Below are 18354 nucleotides of genomic sequence, written 5' to 3'. Positions count from 1 at the left end.
CGATGCTCTCATTATGAGAATGACGCGCTGTTTTTATGAAAATAAACAATAAAATCAGAATATTAAAATCGGCACAGGGGTTGCATCCGGCGGCGCAATATAATTGACAGGGAGGAAGAAAAAATGAGCCTGTTTGCCGTAGCCGGCCAGCTGGAAAAGGAAAATCGTGCTTTTGCTCTTTTACATATTATCGAATGCCGGGGTTCTTCCCCGCGCCATTCTGCGACGATGCTGGTGCCGGAAGAGGGAATGCCTACAGGGACAATTGGCGGTGGGATGATTGAACGGCTGGCTATCGATCAGGCCAAAGCTGCGCTGGCAGAAGAACGTTCGCGTCTTTTTCACGGCAAGCTGGCGCGTCAGGGGCCGGATGCAGTGGGATCGGATTGCGGCGGTGCCATGACGATTTATATTGCCGTTTATCCGCGGCGTCCTGCCCTGTTTTTGCTGGGAGCAGGACACGTTAATCGCGCCCTGGCGCAGATAGCGATGCCGCTGGGCTATGAGGTGACCATCGCCGATCCCTGGGAAGGAAATCTGTATCATCCAGCTTTACCTCAGGCGTGTAAGCGCGTTGGTGGCAAAAATTACAGCGAGATCCTGGCCCGTTTGCCGTTGACGGCCAATAGTTCCGTCATCATTGCGACCAATCATCAGGACTGGGAAGTACTGGAACAGGTAATGCGCCTGCCGCTGCGCTATCTGGGACTGCTCGCCAGTCGACGAAAAGCGCACTATTTTCGGGACAGATTACAAAAGGAGCGGCTGGCTACAACAGATCGGTTGGCAAGATTGCATGCGCCAATCGGGCTGGATATTGCTGCAGAAACGCCGGAAGAAATTGCCGTCAGCATTCTGGCCGCGCTGGTTCAACATCACCGCCAGAACAAATCTGACGGTGAGACAACAGCCGACAGGATGATCGTAGAAGCAGCCGGAACGGCTACTGTTGAATAAGCGTTCCGGTCCGGCCCGCAATGCCTTCCCCGGCCTTTGACAGCAGGGTAATCAAAGCCTGACGGCCGGGCTTTGATTCAGCAAAGGCCACGGCGGCTTTCACTTTTGGCAGCATCGAACCGGGTGCGAACTGATTTTCGGCGATATGGCGTAAGGCATCCTGCGGCGTCAGGGTATCCAGCCAGCGTTCTGAAGGCTTACGGAAATCGATAGCCACTTTTTCTACCGCCGTGAGAATAATCAGCATATCGGCGTTGATATCCTGGGCCAGCACCGCACTGGCAAGATCTTTATCGATCACCGCATTGGCACCCTGTAAGTGACGATCGTGGGCAACAACCGGAATACCGCCACCGCCTGCGGTAATGACAACCTGACCCGCTTCCAGCAGAGTTTTGACCGCACAGGCCTCAATAATTTCCAGTGGTTCAGGCGAGGCAACCACTCTTCGCCAGCCACGTCCTGCATCCTCCATCAGCAGAACGCCCATTGATTTGAGTTTGCGCGCCTCTTCTTCCGCCAGAAAGGAGCCAATCGGCTTATCGGGATGCAAAAAGGCCGGATCGCGAGGATCAACGCGTACCTGAGTAATCAGTGAAACGACGTTTTTTACGATGCCGCGATTAAGCAAAGCCTCTCTTAAAGCATTTTGTAGATCGTAGCCAATATAACCCTGGCTGAGCGCAACGCAGACCGACATAGGCAGCACGGGTGAATGCGCGGAAGTATGTGCCGCGGCCTCAAAGGCCTGATGAATCATGCCAACCTGCGGGCCATTGCCGTGGGTGATAACTAAATCGTGGCCTTCAGCTACCAGCGTAGCGATGGTGTCCGCCGTATTTTTTACGGCCTGCATCTGTTCCGTCAGGCCGTTGCCAAGCGCGTTTCCGCCCAGCGCCAGTACGATTCTCTTGTTCATAGGTGACTTCCTGTTACAAATGGCTTACGAGAAATAAAACGTCCGTGACCGGCTTTGCCGGTAAAGCGGCCTTCACGGCAGACTACCTCGCCGCGAGAAAGCGTCATGACAGGCTTACCCTGGCAGCAAAAGCCCTCATAAGGCGTATAGTCGCCGTTATCGTGTAAATCCGTGTGGTGAACAATATGCTGGCTACGCGGGTCAAACAGCACCAGATCGGCGTCGGAGCCAGGCAACAGGCTGCCTTTTTCCGGCCATAAGCCAAATAATTTTGCGGGCATAGTGCTGGTCAGAGACACGAACCGCGAGCGGCTAATGCGTCCTTTCATTACGCCTTCAGAAAAAAGAAGGGCAAGGCGATTTTCCACTCCCGGCATACCGTTAGGGCAGCGGGTAAAGTCACCTGCTGCCATCTGCTGGCGCTGGCGCCAGGGGAAGTTACAGTGATCGGTAGCCAGTGTGGCAATGCTGCCATCGGCGATACCCACCCACAATTTATCCAGCTCGCTGTGCGGACGCAGTGGTGGACTAAGAATATATTTCAGGCCGTCCGGCAGGAGATAGCGGCCCATATCCAGCAGCAAATATTGTGGGCAGGTTTCTGCCCAGACCGGTTGCCCGGCGGCCTTTGCCATTCGAACGTAGTCCAGCCCCAGGCCGTTAGAAAGATGAACAATGTATAAAGGGGCGTTGTCAGCCAGCCTGGCGAGATTGATAGTGCGGGAAATCGCTTCGGCTTCGCAGGCCAGGGGACGACTGTGCGCATGCCACACGGGTGCCGTTTTATTCTGCTGCTTAAGCTGGGCCGTGCGCCAGCGTATTGCCGCATCGTTTTCCGGATGGACCGTGGCCAGCGCTCCCGCTTCGTTAAGCTGCTGCAGGACCTGTAGCACGTCGCTGTCCTGCAGCATATAGCTATAGGTCAGATAAAATTTAAAGCTGCTAATGCCCTCTTTTTGCACCATCGGTGCAATTTCTTCCAGAATCTGCGGATTCACATGCTGGATAACGCCGTGAAAGCTGTAATCAATTACCGCTCGGGCCGCATCCCGATGATACTTTTCCAGCTGATGGTGCAGCGAGCAGCCCGCAGGCCCAAACCCCATGTGATCGATAATGGTGGTGGTTCCGCCACAGGCTGCGGCACGAGTACCGGCAAAAAAATCGTCGCAGCTTTGCGCAATACCGACATCAATATTGAAATGAGTATGTACATCAATGCCGCCAGGCATTACCAGCAGTTCACGGGCGTCAATGACGCCCATGCTTTCATCTGCCACAATCTGCGGCGCTCGGCGGACGATTTTTCCCTGCATTATCAGTAAATCCTGACGATATTCCCCGGCGTCATCCACCAGGGTGCCCCCTTTTATTAATAGCTTCATCGTCCTTCTCCCGCCGACAGCAAGCGCCGCCTAGTGCTGTTGCAGCCAGGTTAAAGGCGTTGCAGCATACAGAGCTGCGCAGGTAACCAAATGCGCTTTCCAGGTTTTCTCATTGGGGGCGTGCGCCTCTGGTTCTTTACCTGGCCCAAAGCCGATGACGGGAATACCGTGACGGCCCATGATAGACACGCCGTTAGTGGAAAACGTCCATTTATCAACTACAGGTTCACTTTTAAACAGTCCGCGATAGGCTGCGCTCAGGGTTCTGACCGTAATATGATCCTGCTCTACTTTCCAGGTCGGGAAATAGCAGTCGGTAGGATAGACAAGACCGGTCCAGGAAGGGCGTTCATAGGTATAGAGCGAAACCTCTGCTTTAGCGGCCTGTACGGCGGGCAGGGCACGAATTTCCTCCAGCGCGTTTTCCCAGGTTTCTCCCCACGTCAGGCGGCGGTCGATAGAAATAGCGCAGCTATCGGCAACGGCGCAGCGGCTGGGCGACGTAAAGAAAATTTCGGAGACGGTCAATGTGCCTTTGCCGAGGAAATCATCGTTGGCCAGTTTGCCGGACATGGCTTCCAGTTCGGTAAGAATGGGTGCCATTTTAAAAATAGCGTTGTCGCCGCGTTCCGGCGCGGAGCCATGACAGCTGACCCCCTGAACCTCGACCCGAATCTCCATGCGCCCGCGATGACCACGGTAAATTTTACAGTCGGTAGGTTCCGTGCTGATAACAAATTCAGGTTTAATGTTCATCTGTTCAATAAGATATTGCCAGCACAGGCCGTCGCAATCTTCTTCCTGAACCGTTCCCGTAATCAGCAGCGTATAGTCATCTTCCAGTTGTAGATCTTTGATGATCTTCGCGGCGTAGACCATGGCCGCCATACCGCCCTCCTGATCGGATGAACCACGACCGCCGATCAGTTCGCTATCTTCCATGCCTTCATAAGGATCGAAGTTCCAGTTTTTGCGGTTGCCGATGCCAACCGTATCAATATGGGCATCCATCGCAAGCAGGCGTGGCCCATGACCGATATAACCCAGGATATTGCCCATAGGATCGATCTCAATTTTATCAAAACCTACTTTCTCCATTTCCTGACGTATACGCGCAACCACGCGTTTTTCATCACAGCTTTCGCTGGGAATGGCAATCATATCGCGCAGAAAACGCGTCATTTCGGGCTGATATTTTTGCGCCAGAGCAAGAATGTCGTCGAACGGAACGGATTTCATGATTAACTCCTGTCAATTATACGGTAATTCCATCTTTTCCTTCCCATACCACTTCCCGATAGTGCTGAGGATCGGTATCGCCTTCGGTACTGAGTAACAGCACGCGTGAGGCTGGGGTAAGCTTTAATTTCTCTTTGAGTGCCTGAGCCTGGGGATGATGCAGAATGGTGGCGAGTACGCCTGCGCTGACGGCCCCCGATTCGCCCGACACAATGCGGGGATCTTCGCCCAGAGGGTTGCCCAAAACGCGCATGCCAAGAGCGGCTACGCGATCCTCGCAGGAGATAAATTGCCTGGCGCAGTCGCGTAGCAGCGGCCAGCCAAGCGGGTTCGGTTCACCGCAGGCTAAACCGGCCATAATGGTGTTCATCTCGCCGCCAACGTTGACTATTTCCCCGCGCCTTGCCGAACGAAACAGGCAGTCGGCTTTATCCGGTTCAACCACCACGGCATGCAGCGCTTCTGCGCCATATACATCATTGAGATAGCCCAACACGCCCGCGGCCATTGCCCCAACGCCAGCCTGAAGAAAGACGTGGGTTGGCCTGGTGCCCTGCATCTGTTCTACCGCTTCGTCTGCCAGCGTAGCGTAACCCTGCATAATCCAGGTGGGGACTTCGTTGTAGCCTTCCCATGCCGTATCCTGAACCACCTTCCAGCCGTTTTTTTCTGCGTTGCTGATGGTCATACGCACGGTATCGTCATAGTTCATCTGCGTAACAATACATTCTGCACCCAGCTCGGTAATGTGCCTGACGCGGGCGGGCGAAGAGCCTTTGGGCATATAAATGACGGCATGCTGGCCCAGCTGGCGCGCTGCCCAGGCTACGCCGCGCCCGTGATTGCCATCGGTGGTGGTGGTAAAAGTGATGGGGCGGTGCTGCTGCTGACGGAAGGCGGCAAAAGAGAATTTGCCGATATCGCAGCCTGACTCCTTGCAAAGCAGCCGGGCAATAGCCCAGGCGCCGCCAAGCATTTTAAAAGCGTTCAGGCCAAAACGATGTGACTCGTCTTTTACTAAGATTTGCTCAACGCCCAGTGCCTTTGCAAACGCGGGAAGCGATAAAAGTGGCGTAGGCTGATAGCCCGGCAGCGAGCTGTGAAACGCGCGCGCCTCCCGAGCAGATTGCCGATTAAAAAGGGCCGACTGGCCAGGCGAAAAAGCGGCGTTGTCCGCAATTTGCATCTTTAACGTGAAGTGTGACATGACTGACCTTTCCTTAAAAAATAAGCGAGGGACGCATCGATCAGAGTTTTATTCGCGGCAAAGCCTCCTGCAGGCGTTGGGTCAGTACAGCAGCTGGGTCGGCAAATTTTCTGGCCAGAATCATGCTGGCGATAATCCAGGGCTTCCAGCTGGCTTCTTTGTAGGTAGCGATGCGGTAACGTTCGAAAACGCTGGCTTCGACTTCTCCAGCGGCACAGGAGACGCCGGTGATATCGGCGGGCAGGCAGTGCATATAGAGTGCCTGTTCCTGGCGGGTTAGCTTCATTATCTCTTCCGTACAGTGCCAGTGCTGGTGCTGGGCATTTTGCTGCAGGCATTTCTGCTCCAGCGCTTTCAGGCCTTCGCTATCCTGGCTACGTAGCAGCTCGGTTCTCTGCTGCATAACCTGCCACGGTGCCCAGGATTTTGGGTAGACGATATCGGCATCACGGAAAGCTTCCTCCATAGAGCCAACCTGGCGAAAATGTCCGCCCGACGCCTTGGCATTCCGTTGCGCCGTTTGCAGCACCTCAGGGATTAAATCGTAACCTTCGGGGTGCGCCAGCGTGACCTCCATGCCAAAGCGGGTCATCAGGCCGATAATGCCTTGCGGCACGGAAAGCGGCTTGCCGTAGCTTGGCGAATAGGCCCAGGTCATGGCGATTTTCTTGCCTTTCAGCTGGTCCAGACCGCCAAAATGTTCTTTTAGCCAGGCCAGGTCCGCCATCGATTGTGTCGGGTGGTCAATATCGCACTGTAAATTGACCAGTGCAGGACGTTGAGGCAGCACGCCTTGCTGAAAGCCTTCGTCCAGCGCCTCACCGACTTCACGCATATAGGCATTTCCCGCACCCAGATACATGTCGTCACGGATACCAATCGCATCCGCACAGAAAGAGATCATATTCGCGGTTTCCCGAACGGTTTCGCCGTGGGCGATTTGCGATTTGCCTTCATCCAGATCCTGCTGGGTTAACCCAAGAATATTGAGCGCGGAAGCGTAGGAAAATCTTGTGCGGGTGGAGTTATCACGAAAAATGGAAATGCCTAATCCGTTATTGAAAACGCGCGTATCAATATTTTGCTCGCGCATTGTTTTCATCGCTTGCGCGATATCCAGTATCTGCTCCAGCTCGTCGCGGGTTTGCTCCCAGGTAAGTAGAAAGTCTTTACTGGCCAGGCTGGTTTGTCTCTGGCCGATAGCCTGCAGCAGTTTGCCTGTCTCTTGCATGTAATCGGTTCCTTCTAGCGATAGCATTATCCCTGTAGCTGTCTGTAAGCCAGGGAGCCTGTCCGCTGTAATCAACTTTTGTGCCAATGCTGATGAGAAAGTAAGCCACCGCTAAAAAAGTGTGCCTGAGAGGGGAATTTGCGAAGTTGGCTACAAAATAAAAACGAAATCGGCAGCGAACAGGCTTTTTCTACCGCGACTGGCATGACAGTCAGCCGTATGGCGGAGTATGGTGACCGCCAGACGCTGATTTCTCAGCGCTCAAAATGATAAAGCCGGGCGATTCTCTCAAAATGAGATACGGCCTCTTTCTCCTGGACGAAAATGTGCACTATGGACAAAAGGATATTTTCCATGGATGAAACTTCATCATTACCTTCCTCTCTCATGGCAATACAGCCTGTGATAATGAATTTCAGCAGCCTCCTGGCAAACGTGCTGGGAATGGAAGTTGAAGTGGTCGATCGCCATCTTATTCGTATCGCCGGGACCGGCCCTTATGGCCATAGCTTTGGCCATAGCCCGGAAGGCAATACGCATCTGCTGCGCAAGGTGATAGAAACGCAAAAAGAAATGGTCGTTGTCGACTCGCGGCATAACCTGTTGTGCAAAGATTGCCAGCATCGTCATAGCTGCAAAGAACAGGCGTTTATCGGCGTGCCTGTTGTGACCGCTCAGCGTTGTCTGGGCGTCATCAGCCTGATTGCCGTTAATAATGAACAGCAGCGCAAGCTGAGCGATAACGCAGAAATGTTTGTGCAATACATGTGGCACGTGTCCAGGCTGCTGGTGGCTAATCTGGCCAGCGTTCAGTTAAAAAACCCGCAGAACAATGTTGCCTGGAACATTTTGCTGGAGAATATGGATCAAGGTGTGATCTTGCTCGATCGTGACGGCAAAGTTAAGGCTGTGAACGATCGGGCATTACAGCAGCTCCTGTTGCCGGGCGAAGATATGCTGGGGCGGTTAATGACGATTGAACCGCTTAGTCGTCAACGAGAACGTGTCAGGGGACACATTCAACACCGCATTACGCTGGGAGACCGGCAGATGCTTCTCACCGGACAACGTCACCAGACCGAGCGACAGACGCTTTTTTTACTAGCTTTTCATCAGGATGCTTCGCCTGCGCCTTTATTGAACGAGGAAGAAACGCCGGGCATTGAACGGCTGGTAGGTAAATCAGGCGCTATGAAACAGTTAAAGCGGCTGGTTATGCGCATTGCATCCAGTCCCTCCAGCGTAATGATTCTGGGAGAAAGCGGAACCGGAAAAGAGGTAGTAGCGCGTGCGATCCATCGGCTCAGTAAGCGACACGATAAACCTTTTGTGGCGATAAACTGTGCGGCAATTCCGGAAAATTTGCTGGAAAGCGAACTGTTTGGCTATGTGAAAGGCGCTTTTACCGGCGCCGCACCGGGCGGAAGAGCAGGCCTGATCCTGTCTGCCAATGGAGGTACGCTATTTCTGGATGAAATTGGCGATATGCCGCTTAGCCTGCAAGCTCGCCTGTTGCGTGCTATAGAAAGCCGCGAAGTATTGCCTGTAGGTGCCAGCCGGCCCGTTCCTGTCGATATTCGCATTCTTTCCGCCACGCATCAGAAGCTGCAGCAATTTATCGCCGAAGGAAAATTTCGTGAAGACCTCTATTACCGGCTTAACGTCATCCCTCTTGAGGTGCCGGCACTGCGCGAGCGGGGCGGTGATATAGAGCTCCTTCTGCACTACTTTCTTAACCAACATTCGCAGCGTATCGGCTGTACTTATCCGGGAGTCAGCCGTGAAGTTATTCGGCTTTTACAGAATTACTCCTGGCCCGGCAACGTGCGTGAGCTAAGTAATCTCGTTGAATATTTGGTTAACATCATTCCCGAAGGTGAAATCATTGACAGCGCGCTGTTACCACCGCTGTTTCATACCCATTCCCGCTCGGGTATTACTGAAAATAAAAAAGAAACCAGGACGGAAGAAAGGCATGAAGAAGAAGGCACAAAGCTAAAATCTGTCGAAAAAAGCCTTATTGAGGAAGCCTTGCAGCGCACCCGGAATAAAAAGCAAATTGCAGAGGAATTGGGTATTGGCGTTGCAACACTTTACCGCAAAATCAAAAAATATGGCCTGAGAGCGTAGCTCAGTGGAATAATGTCAGCAGCCGTTGATATTGTGCAGGCGTATCAACATCCCAGTGAATAGTGCTGCTTGTTACGGGCAGGCTTTCACGTCCACAGATCTGCATTAACGTCCGTAAGGTCTCTGTTTCGGGAGCGGCAAGAATGTGTTCCCGCATTATGGCGGGTAGCAGAGCAGGATGCCCGTTGCCGCCTGCATAACTCGGCAACAGACAGTAGCATGTACGATAATGCCAGAGCAGGCGATAGACGTTTGGGTCAATAGCGGGCATATCTCCCGGAACAATAAAAAAACGTTCACCGGGAAGAAGCGCCGCCGCGCCGCAGCGAACCGATGAGAACATGCCCGCCATATAGTCTGCATTATGACAAAGACGAACGGACGGCCGATCGGCGTAGCGCTGGCGAAGCTCGGCAGCCCGATGGCCAGTGACCAGAATAACGGTATCGCAAAAGGCCAGCGCATTTTGCAACGCGCTGTCCAGTACCGTTAAATCCTTCCATGGCAGCAGCATTTTCCAGTGTCCCATACGCGATGAAAGCCCGGCCGCCAGCATGATGCACTGCTTCACCCGCCCTCCGTTAACCTGCTTTCAGCACGGCTTTAATGGATTTTATAATCGGACGATAGCCGGTGCAGCGGCAGAGGTTACCCTCCAGCGCTTCTGCAATTTGCTGGTCATTGGGCTGAGTCTGTTTGTCCAGCAGGGCTTTAGTGCTCATCAACACGCCCGGCGTACAGAAACCACACTGCACACCGCCATGCCGAACAAATTCCTGCTGTAGCTTTCTGCCTGTCTCATCTGCCCGCAGAGCTTCTATCGTCGTCACTTCGGCACCTTCACACTGCGCGGCCAAAAGCAAACAGGAGCAGACGGCTTTGCCGTTCATAATGACCGTACAGGCACCGCATTCGCCAACCGAGCAGCCTTCTTTCGTACCGGTAAGCTGCAAATCCTCCCTTAAAAAATCAAGCAGGCGACGGTTATCATCAACCGTTTTCTCTACGTGAACGCCGTTTACTGTTAGCTTGACCTGATTCATTTTTGCTCCTTTTGTGTCCTTGCTTCGCAGGCTTCCTGCAACATCTGACGCAGCATATCCAGCGCGACCGGTACTTTGTAAGCGGCAGACCAGCGATTGCCAATAGCCGCTATGAGCTGAGCTTCCAGCGTGCTGGTTCCCGCCTCAATTTGTGCCGCAGTCAGCCTCTGTCCGGTTAGCACTTTCTCTACGGCTATCAGCCGCTGGGGTTTACTGAGTAACGCACCATCCACCAGCCGGCAGCGGGTCAGTATTCCAGCTGAATTAAAAGTGAACTGTCCGGTAAAACTTTGTCGGGTGATATTTAGCGCATTGCGACGGCCTAGCTGTAGATAGCGCTGCTGCATTCCGCTGTCCCGATAAGGTGAAGGAAGAATGATGGTGGTTAAAAGCTCGTCCGGCTGTAGCTGCGTGCGGTAACCGCCGGTAATAAAGTCTGCCAGCGGCATCTGCCTGAGGCCCTGCTGACTTTGCAAGACCACTATGGCGTCATAAATAATTAACGGGGGTACAGAGTCCGCGCAGGGCGCGGCATTAACAATGTTTCCACCCAGGGTAGCCCGGTTACGCAACTGCAAAGAACCAATCGTATTGCAGGCGGTAACCAGCAACGGATAGCTCTCCTGAACCAGCGTGTTTGCTGTGAGATCGCTGAAGCATACGCCTGCGCCAATGGCCAGCCCTTCAGCACAAGGCGTAATCTTCTGTAATTCTGCCAGGCCAGAAATATCTACCAGTGGTAAAGGCGCGGCGCTTAATCTTGCCTGAACCAGTACATCTGTCCCGCCTGCCACCGGTCTGGATTTGCCATCCGCCAGCGCCTGTAGCGCCGTGGCCAGCGTAGTGGCGCGACGAAGGCGCAGCGTATTCAGACGTAAAACCTGTTTCTTTTCATCCGATTCAGCCAAAATTTCGCTTTGCCGCACCGGTTTTTTCAACGCGTAGCCAAGACGTACCTGCTCCAGCGTCAGAGGTAGCACATAGTTACGGCGCGCCAGCGCAAAACTTACGGCGTTGTTCAGGGCCGCGCCGCCCAGCTCCAGTACCGGTTCGCCAATAACTTTTGCGCCATAGGGGCCTGCGACGTCATGATTTTCTACCGCCACAATGTCAATATTGGGGATGTCTTTAATGGTGGGCAGTAGATAAGTATCGAAATTTTCTGATTTGACCTCGCCCTGTTCAATATTGAATTCTTCCAGCATGGCGTAGCCGATCATTCCCTGAACCAGACCGCCGTACACCTGGCCTTCAAACCCTACCTTATTGATTACTTTGCCAACGTCATGCACCGCCGTAGCATTGTTAAAGGTGATTTTGCCAGTGCGTGTATCTATAGCGATATCGGCAATCTGACAGCCGTAAACCCAGGTGAAATAGGGGTTACCGCACCCTTTCTCTTCATCCCAGTAAATATCCGGCGCAACATGCCAGCCGTAAGCGGAAAGATTTGCGCCGGTCGCTTTGGTCATCTCCACCACCTGCTGAAAATCCAGCCGTTTCCAGGGGCAGGTGCGGTTAAAAACCCGTCCATTTTCCCAGACTAAATCATCAACGCTTGTCGCCTTCAGCTCTACAGCAACCGCTTTGGCCATGTCGTGTTTGATCTTATTGGCCGCATCCAGAATGGCCTGGCCACCCATCAACGTGCCGCGCGACGCTACCGTTGAGCCGCCATCGGCAATCATTGACGTGGCCGGATCGGTAAAGTGGATGCGATCCAGCCCGAGACCAAAGGCTTCTGCCGCAATCAGCGACATGGTTGTTTGCAGGCCCTGACCGTTCTCAGATACGGAGGTGGAAATATTAAGGCTGCCGTCGGCATTAACCTGAATCAATGCTGAAGACGCATCCAGACCCTCCGCTCCCAGCGAGCAGCCGCGATGGCTGAGCGCCAGGCCGATGCCATATTTGATTGGGCCGCCCTGGCTGTTAAGCTGGCGATACTGTTCTCGTTTAGCAATGAACCCGGTTTTATCAATGGCTTTCTGCAAGACCTCCTGCGCGGAGACGTTATGCTCGCTGAAAACCTGCCCAGCTATGCTGGTATCGTTTTGCTTTAAAACGTTTCTTAGCCGTAGCTCAACAGGCGACAGCCCCATTTTTTCTGCCACTTCGTCCATTAATGATTCGTTGGCGAAAATGACCTGCGGCGCACCAAATCCGCGATAGGCAGAGGTGTAGTTGTTATTGGTATAGACGCCGGTAATATCGACGCGGACGTTGGGAATATTGTATGGTCCGGCTGCCTGTACCGAACTGCGCCAGGTAACGAAGGGCGTTTGTCCGGCATAGCTGCCACCATCGGCCAGAATATCGATCTTAATTGCCTGGATGCGTGCCTCATCATCCAGGCCAATTTTATAATGCATTTGATAGGGGTGGCGCTTGTAGCTTTCCCGCATGGATTGTTCGCGGTTGTAGGTCATTTTTACCGGACGCGAGGTCAGGACAGCCAGCAGCGCCGCGCGGCAGGCTAAATGATCGATAATATCGTCCTTGCCCCCGAAAGAGCCGCCAAGCACGGAACGTTTTACGTTAACTTTTGCCTGTGGCAAATCCAGATACCGCGCTACCATTCCCCGCACGCGGTGCGCGTTTTGTATTGAGCCATAAATAGTCACAATCTGTTCGTTATCGTCATAGCCGACGGTAATCGATTCCGGCTCTATATAAGCGTGTTCCTGAAAGCCCACTTCAAAATCCCGCTCAAAAATATGGCTGGATGCAGCGAAACCGGCTTCAATATCGCCCTTTATCGTATGGTGATGATTAATAATATTATTCTTCTGACTACTGTGAATTAATCTTGCGCCAGGACTGATTGCTTCCCTGACCGACGTTACCGGCGTCCAGGGAATATAGGTAACGCGAATTTTATCGGCCGCCTGGCAGGCAATCTCGTAACTTTCTGCCGCAATAACGGCGATAACGTCACCGCGAAAGGCAATTTCACGGTCGGCAATTGGGGGATAGTCCGGAATGACTACGCCAATATAGGGCTGGCCGGGAATATCCTTCCAGGTTGCAATCTTCACTACCCCAGGTAGCTGCTCCGCCTCTGTTAAATCCAGCGAGGCGATTTGTCCTGCAGCGATATCGGCGTAACGGCAAACGCCATAAAGCATATTTTTTAACACGATATCATCGCCGTATTGGGCAACGCCCCTGACCTTAGCCAGACCATCAACGCGCGGCACTTCACTGCCAACTAAATATGTTTTCACCGGAATTTGCCCTCCCTGAAGCATTTCACTGTGCCAGCGCTAAGCAAGCGATATGCCAGGATGGGTAGAAAAAAGCCTTTATTGATAAAGTCGTGGTGAATGGTGAAAAAAAAGCTGGGAAAAACACTTACGCAGAAAAATGCCTCACTGTTCTTTTTCAATTTGCGTTTTTTGTTCTCAAAATGAGACGTCATTTCTCGCCTCGTTATCGCCTTTTCTGTGAAGATCGCCAGCCGATTGCGCTTCCGCCAGGTAATTGCGTCCTGTCTCACAAAATCTGCGTTTTAATCAGCCCACAGGGCAAACCAGCCCATTTTTTGCATTGCTCCGAACAGTGAAAGGGATTCCGTGCGGTAAAAGGAGAGAAAATGAACCGGTTTGTTACTGTTAATCCCGGTGAATGTATCAACTGCCATGTCTGCGAAATAGCCTGTGCTGTAGCGCATGGCGATGGCGGCTGGCCCAGCGTGCATGAACTGTTTCGCCCACGTATTCACCTTATCAGCGGCCTGGTGCCGGTCACCTGTCGGCAATGTAATAACGCACCCTGTGTCGCCAGCTGTCCGACACGGGCACTGACCTTTAGCCAGGAAAGCGTTCAGCTCAGCGAAGAAAAGTGTATAGGCTGTAAAAATTGTCTGCTGGCCTGCCCATTTGGTGCCATTGAGCCAGCGGCTTGCTCAGATGTGATGATGAAATGCGATCTGTGCCAGCAAACAGAAAAAGGCGTGCCGGCCTGTGTATCTTCATGCCCGACACAGGCGCTGCAGTTAATGGATGAAAAAGCATTAACGCAGCTGCGGTATTTTCGCCAGGGCGCCAGCGTTGAAGGAATAAAAAAGCCTGCCCTGGTATCAGGGCGCGCTGTAAAAGTGCTGGATAAACCTTCGCGTATGGGCGCACGTAAGCGTGCGGCAGAAGAACGGAAAAAAGATTTTGACGAGATTTACCACAATCTTTCCGAGCGTCAGGCAGCTTATGAAACCGATCGCTGCCTCTATTGCGCGCAAAAAGCCTGGTGCAACTGGACCTGTCCATTACATAACGCCATTCCCGACTTTATTCGGCTGGCGGGCGAGGGCCGACTTATTGAAGCGGCAGAGCTTTGCAGTCAGAGCAGTAGCCTGCCAGAAATTTGCGGGCGAGTCTGTCCGCAAGATCGTCTGTGTGAAGGGGCCTGCACGCTTAACGGGCGAGCGGGCGCCGTTTCGATTGGTAACATTGAACGCTATATCACCGACGAGGCGTTAAAACAGGGCTGGCGTCCGGCCTTGCAGAAGAGCAAAGCTCGTCGGGAAAAAGTTGCTGTTATAGGGGCCGGGCCTGCCGGACTGGGATGTGCGGATATCCTGATTCGTCACGGCATTAAAGTGGATGTTTACGATCGCCATCCTGAAATTGGTGGCTTGCTCACCTTTGGTATCCCCTCCTTTAAGCTGGATAAAAAAGTGATGGCAACCCGCCGCACTATCTTCAGCGAAATGGGCATTCACTTTCATCTTAACAGTGAAATTGGGCGCGATATTCCTTTTTCCAGACTGCTGGCCGATTACGATGCCGTTTTCCTGGGCGTGGGCACTTACGGACTGATGCAGGCGGGGCTGACGCATGAAGAAGCGCCCGGCATTATTCAGGCGCTTCCTTACCTGACTGCCAATACACGCCAGGTCATGGGGCTGAAAGAAGATAAGCAGAACCCTTACGTCTCGCTGCAGGGCAAAAAAGTAGTGGTGCTGGGTGGAGGTGATACGGCAATGGACTGTGTCCGTACTGCCATCCGGCAACAGGCAAAACAGGTGATCTGCGCCTACCGGCGTGATGAGCAAAGCATGCCGGGCTCTAAAAAAGAGGTTATTAACGCACGCGAAGAAGGCGTGGAGTTCATGTTTAACCTGCTGCCCCAGTGTATTGAGCTGGATAAAGCTGGACGTTTTAATGGCGTTGGCATGATCCGTACGGAGCCCGGTAAGCCAGGCCCTGACGGGCGGCGCAGACCTGAACCGGTTATCGGTTCAGAATTTGTGCTGAAGGCGGATGCGCTGATTCTGGCCTTTGGATTCCAGCCACATGAAATGCCCTGGCTGGCTGGTCAGGGTATCCGTTTTGACAGAAAGGGCCTTATTCAAACCGGCAGCTCGGGACGCATAACCCAGACACATAATCCAAAAGTATTTGCCGCCGGAGATGCCGTACACGGCGCGGATTTGGTGGTTACGGCGATGGCGGAAGGTCGGCGCAGCGCACGTGAAATGCTGGCCATGTTTGGACAGGCACATAAGGAGCTGAGTGCATGAACAATTTTATCGTGGCGCTGGCGGACAAATGTATCGGTTGCCATACCTGCGAAGTTGCCTGCGCCGCAGGACATGCGGGCGCGTCTCTACTGTCGGTCCAGCACTATTTCCCCCGGCTAAACGTTGTTAAATCAGCAAAGATTAGCGTGCCCGTTATGTGCCGCCAGTGTGACAACGCGCCTTGTATAGCAGTCTGCCCCGTGGCTGCCCTGCATAAAGGCGACCATCAGGTAGAGGCTGTCAGTGAACGCTGTATTGACTGTAAAAGCTGCGTTATAGCCTGTCCGTTTGGCGCGATTGAAATCGTTAACCAGGCGCAGGCCCTTCCCCAAATTATTAAATGTGACCTTTGTCGTGAGCAGGCTAACGGGCCAGCCTGCGTAAACGTTTGTCCTACCAACGCGCTTTCACTGATGACTGACAACGTGCTGGAGCAGCAGTATCGACAAAAACAGCAGCGTGCCGCAAGGGAAGGCCAACTGAGCGGCGCATTTGTACCGGAGGTAACAACGCATGGATAAAAAACTTGTTGTTTGTCCTTATTGCGGCTGTGGCTGCAAGATTTTCCTGCACGTTGAGGAGGGAAAAATCGTGGGTGCAGAGGGCGCGCAGGGCGTAACTAATGAAGCCCGGCTTTGCCTGAAAGGCTACTTCGGCTGGGAGTTTTTGAACAATACCCGGCTCCTGACGCCGCGCTTGCAGCACCCCGCCATTCGCCGCAAGCGAGGCGGGCCTTTTGAGAAAGTCAGCTGGCAGGAAGCCATCGCTTTTGTCAGTTCCCGCCTGAAAAAAATCAAGGCCCGTTCTGGCCCGGAAAGCATTATGGTGACGGGTTCTTCACGAGGGCCGGGGAATGAAACGAACTATGTAATGCAGAAGTTTGTACGTGCCGTATTGGGAAGCAACAATATCGATTGCTGCGCACGGGTCTGCCACGGGCCATCTGTTGCAGGTTTACAGGCCACGTTGGGCAATGGCGCGATGAGCAACTCAATGAAGGATATTGAAGAAAGCGACTGCCTGCTGATTTTTGGCTATAACGCTGCGGATTCTCATCCGATTGTTGCCCGGCGCATTATTAATGCCAAAGAGAAAGGCGCGAAAATCATCGTCTGCGATCCCCGCTATATAGAAAGCGCCAGGCTGGCTGACCTGTTCCTGCCGTTGAAAAACGGCAGCAATATGGCGCTGGTGAACGCTTTTGCCCATGTTTTGATTGAAGAGCGTTTATGGAATAAAAACTATATCGACCAGCATGTTGAGGGACTCGAGGCCTGGAGCGAAGTGGTTAAGCGTTATTCGCCGGAAGCCGTGCAGGAGATTACCGGGCTGGCGCCAACGCTGATCCGTCAGGCCGCACGTATGTACGCCGGTGCCCGCAACGCCACCATTTTATGGGGAATGGGGGTAACCCAGTGGGGGCAAGGTGTTGATGTGGTGAAAGGGCTTGCCAGCCTGGCGCTGGCCACCGGTAATTTTGGCCGTCCGGGCGTCGGCGTCGGTCCGGTAAGAGGTCAGAACAACGTGCAGGGCGCCTGCGATATGGGCGCGCTACCGAACCTTTTCCCGGGTTATCAGCCCGTAACCGACAAAGCAGCGCGGGAGAAGTTTGCCGCTGCATGGGGCGTCGCGTCGCTCAGCGATAAACCGGGTCATGCCATCACTGACGTGCCCCATCTGGCGCTTGAGGGCAAGCTACACGCTTACTGGATTATGGGTGAAGACCCACTGCAAACCGAACCGGATTTGGGGCTAATGCGTCAGGCAATGGCTAAGCTGGAGCTGGTTATCGTGCAGGACATTTTTATGACGAAAACGGCAGAGCTGGCCGATGTCTTATTACCGGCCACCAGCTGGGGCGAGCATGAAGGGGTATACACCAGCGCCGACCGGGGCTTTCAACGATTTTACAAAGCGGTTGAGCCGCAGGGGGATGTGCTGCCAGACTGGGAGATTATCAGCAGGGTAGCGCAGGAGATGGGTTATCCCATGCGCTACGCCAATAACGAGACAATCTGGAACGAGCTGCGCGTGCTGTGTCCACTCTACACTGGCGTGACATGGGAAAAAATGGCCGGGTTTGGCTACGTGCAGTGGCCTTGTCCCGAAGAGTCCCATCCGGGTACGCCCTGGCTCTATGAAGGCAATCATTTTTCACGGCCTTCCGGTAAGGGACAGCTGTTTGCCTGTGACTGGCGACCGCCTGTTGAGCCGACTGACAGCCAATGGCCGCTGGTGCTCTGTACGGTCAGGGAAGTCGGACATTACAGCTGTCGTTCCATGACGGGCAACTGTCATGCGCTCACGGCCCAGGCGGATGAACCAGGAAAGGTGCAGATCAATACCGTGGATGCGCGACAGCTAAATATCAGCGATGGCGAACTGGTGTGGGTAGCCTCACGACGCGGCAGGGTGATCAGCCGTGCTGAGGTAAGCGAAAGAATTAATCGTGGAGCGGTGTACATGACCTATCAATGGTGGATTGGGGCCTGCAACGAGCTGACTATTGACCATCTCGATCCAATAGCCAAAACGCCAGAGTTTAAACATTGCGCCGTCAGAGTAGAAAAAATTGCCGATGCCGAATGGGCGGAACAGCAGGTAGCAGAAAGCTATCAGCAGTTGAAAAATCGTCTGGCGAAAACGGCAGAGCCGCTGGCATAACACGTTCGGGTTTGCCAGTGCGGGTATTGTTGACCTTGCAGCCATCAACGCCCGCAAC

The 18354-nt window shown here is 53.4% G+C and carries 13 protein-coding genes; 5 read left to right on the top strand and 8 right to left on the bottom strand.

Annotated features, from left to right (window positions below; all coding sequences use genetic code 11):
- Positions 1 to 123 precede the first annotated feature (123 nt).
- Positions 124 to 957, top strand: a complete 834-nt coding sequence (locus KUE00_RS17450; RefSeq protein WP_246761259.1) for an XdhC family protein — start codon at positions 124 to 126, stop codon at positions 955 to 957.
- Here the strand turns inward: KUE00_RS17450 and arcC are convergent.
- Genes arcC through ygeW form a run of 5 tightly spaced genes read right to left on the bottom strand, consistent with a single transcriptional unit; the run spans position 944 to position 6938 of the window.
- The gene (arcC, locus tag KUE00_RS17445) at positions 944 to 1876 is read right to left on the bottom strand and encodes a carbamate kinase (protein WP_246761258.1); all 933 of its coding nucleotides are present in this window, start codon (positions 1874 to 1876) and stop codon (positions 944 to 946) included. The genes KUE00_RS17450 and arcC overlap by 14 nt on opposite strands.
- Complete coding sequence (hydA, locus tag KUE00_RS17440; protein ID WP_246761257.1) at positions 1873 to 3261, bottom strand: dihydropyrimidinase; 1389 nt, start codon at positions 3259 to 3261, stop codon at positions 1873 to 1875. The genes arcC and hydA overlap by 4 nt, the downstream gene beginning before the upstream one ends.
- A gap of 30 nt (positions 3262 to 3291) precedes the next feature.
- On the bottom strand, positions 3292 to 4503 hold the full coding sequence (locus KUE00_RS17435) for a YgeY family selenium metabolism-linked hydrolase (RefSeq protein WP_246761273.1): 1212 nt from the start codon (positions 4501 to 4503) through the stop codon (positions 3292 to 3294).
- A gap of 13 nt (positions 4504 to 4516) precedes the next feature.
- The gene (locus KUE00_RS17430; protein WP_246761256.1) at positions 4517 to 5707 is read right to left on the bottom strand and encodes a diaminopropionate ammonia-lyase; all 1191 of its coding nucleotides are present in this window, start codon (positions 5705 to 5707) and stop codon (positions 4517 to 4519) included.
- 40 nt (positions 5708 to 5747) lie between these two features.
- Positions 5748 to 6938, bottom strand: coding sequence for a knotted carbamoyltransferase YgeW (gene ygeW / locus KUE00_RS17425; protein WP_246761255.1), 1191 nt, complete (start codon positions 6936 to 6938; stop codon positions 5748 to 5750).
- Positions 6939 to 7292: 354 nt separating this feature from the next.
- Here ygeW and KUE00_RS17420 point away from each other — a divergent pair, with 354 nt between their 5' ends.
- Positions 7293 to 9068 carry a sigma 54-interacting transcriptional regulator gene (locus KUE00_RS17420; RefSeq protein WP_246761254.1) on the top strand — a complete coding sequence of 592 codons (1776 nt, stop codon included), beginning with the start codon at positions 7293 to 7295 and terminating at the stop codon, positions 9066 to 9068.
- A 1-nt stretch (position 9069) separates the two neighbouring features.
- Here the strand turns inward: KUE00_RS17420 and KUE00_RS17415 are convergent, their stop codons facing one another.
- Genes KUE00_RS17415 through KUE00_RS17405 form a run of 3 tightly spaced genes read right to left on the bottom strand, consistent with a single transcriptional unit; the run spans position 9070 to position 13338 of the window.
- Positions 9070 to 9639, bottom strand: a complete 570-nt coding sequence (locus tag KUE00_RS17415; RefSeq protein WP_246761253.1) for an NTP transferase domain-containing protein — start codon at positions 9637 to 9639, stop codon at positions 9070 to 9072.
- A gap of 10 nt (positions 9640 to 9649) precedes the next feature.
- A complete protein-coding gene (locus KUE00_RS17410) occupies positions 9650 to 10111 on the bottom strand; it encodes a (2Fe-2S)-binding protein (protein ID WP_246761252.1) in 462 nt (153 codons plus the stop codon).
- Entirely contained in the window at positions 10108 to 13338 is a 3231-nt protein-coding gene (locus KUE00_RS17405) for a molybdopterin cofactor-binding domain-containing protein (RefSeq protein WP_246761251.1), read from the bottom strand. The genes KUE00_RS17410 and KUE00_RS17405 overlap by 4 nt, the downstream gene beginning before the upstream one ends.
- A gap of 368 nt (positions 13339 to 13706) precedes the next feature.
- Between KUE00_RS17405 and KUE00_RS17400 the strand changes: the two genes are divergently transcribed.
- From KUE00_RS17400 to fdhF, 3 genes are read left to right on the top strand one after another with little or no spacing between them, the layout of a single operon-like run.
- A complete protein-coding gene (locus KUE00_RS17400; protein WP_246761250.1) occupies positions 13707 to 15632 on the top strand; it encodes an FAD-dependent oxidoreductase in 1926 nt (641 codons plus the stop codon).
- Positions 15629 to 16153 (top strand): 4Fe-4S dicluster domain-containing protein, encoded by a 525-nt coding sequence (locus KUE00_RS17395; RefSeq protein WP_246761249.1) that lies wholly within the window; start codon positions 15629 to 15631, stop codon positions 16151 to 16153. Before KUE00_RS17400 ends, KUE00_RS17395 begins: the two co-directional genes overlap by 4 nt.
- The gene (fdhF, locus tag KUE00_RS17390; protein WP_246761248.1) at positions 16146 to 18296 is read left to right on the top strand and encodes a formate dehydrogenase subunit alpha; all 2151 of its coding nucleotides are present in this window, start codon (positions 16146 to 16148) and stop codon (positions 18294 to 18296) included. The genes KUE00_RS17395 and fdhF overlap by 8 nt, the downstream gene beginning before the upstream one ends.
- The last annotated feature ends 58 nt before the right edge of the window (positions 18297 to 18354 follow it).

The organism is Erwinia phyllosphaerae (assembly GCF_019132875.1).
In the GTDB taxonomy this organism is placed as follows: Bacteria; Pseudomonadota; Gammaproteobacteria; order Enterobacterales; family Enterobacteriaceae; genus Erwinia; species Erwinia phyllosphaerae.
This window is presented reverse-complemented; position numbering and strand designations above follow the sequence as displayed.

Coding starts and splice junctions, on each gene's coding strand:
- KUE00_RS17450 (WP_246761259.1), top strand. CDS start 124: ATGAGCCTGTTTGCCGTAGCCGGCCAGCTGGAAAAGGAAAATCGTGCT.
- arcC (WP_246761258.1), bottom strand. CDS start 1,876: ATGAACAAGAGAATCGTACTGGCGCTGGGCGGAAACGCGCTTGGCAAC.
- hydA (WP_246761257.1), bottom strand. CDS start 3,261: ATGAAGCTATTAATAAAAGGGGGCACCCTGGTGGATGACGCCGGGGAA.
- KUE00_RS17430 (WP_246761256.1), bottom strand. CDS start 5,707: ATGTCACACTTCACGTTAAAGATGCAAATTGCGGACAACGCCGCTTTT.
- ygeW (WP_246761255.1), bottom strand. CDS start 6,938: ATGCAAGAGACAGGCAAACTGCTGCAGGCTATCGGCCAGAGACAAACC.
- KUE00_RS17420 (WP_246761254.1), top strand. CDS start 7,293: ATGGATGAAACTTCATCATTACCTTCCTCTCTCATGGCAATACAGCCT.
- KUE00_RS17410 (WP_246761252.1), bottom strand. CDS start 10,111: ATGAATCAGGTCAAGCTAACAGTAAACGGCGTTCACGTAGAGAAAACG.
- KUE00_RS17400 (WP_246761250.1), top strand. CDS start 13,707: ATGAACCGGTTTGTTACTGTTAATCCCGGTGAATGTATCAACTGCCAT.
- KUE00_RS17395 (WP_246761249.1), top strand. CDS start 15,629: ATGAACAATTTTATCGTGGCGCTGGCGGACAAATGTATCGGTTGCCAT.
- fdhF (WP_246761248.1), top strand. CDS start 16,146: ATGGATAAAAAACTTGTTGTTTGTCCTTATTGCGGCTGTGGCTGCAAG.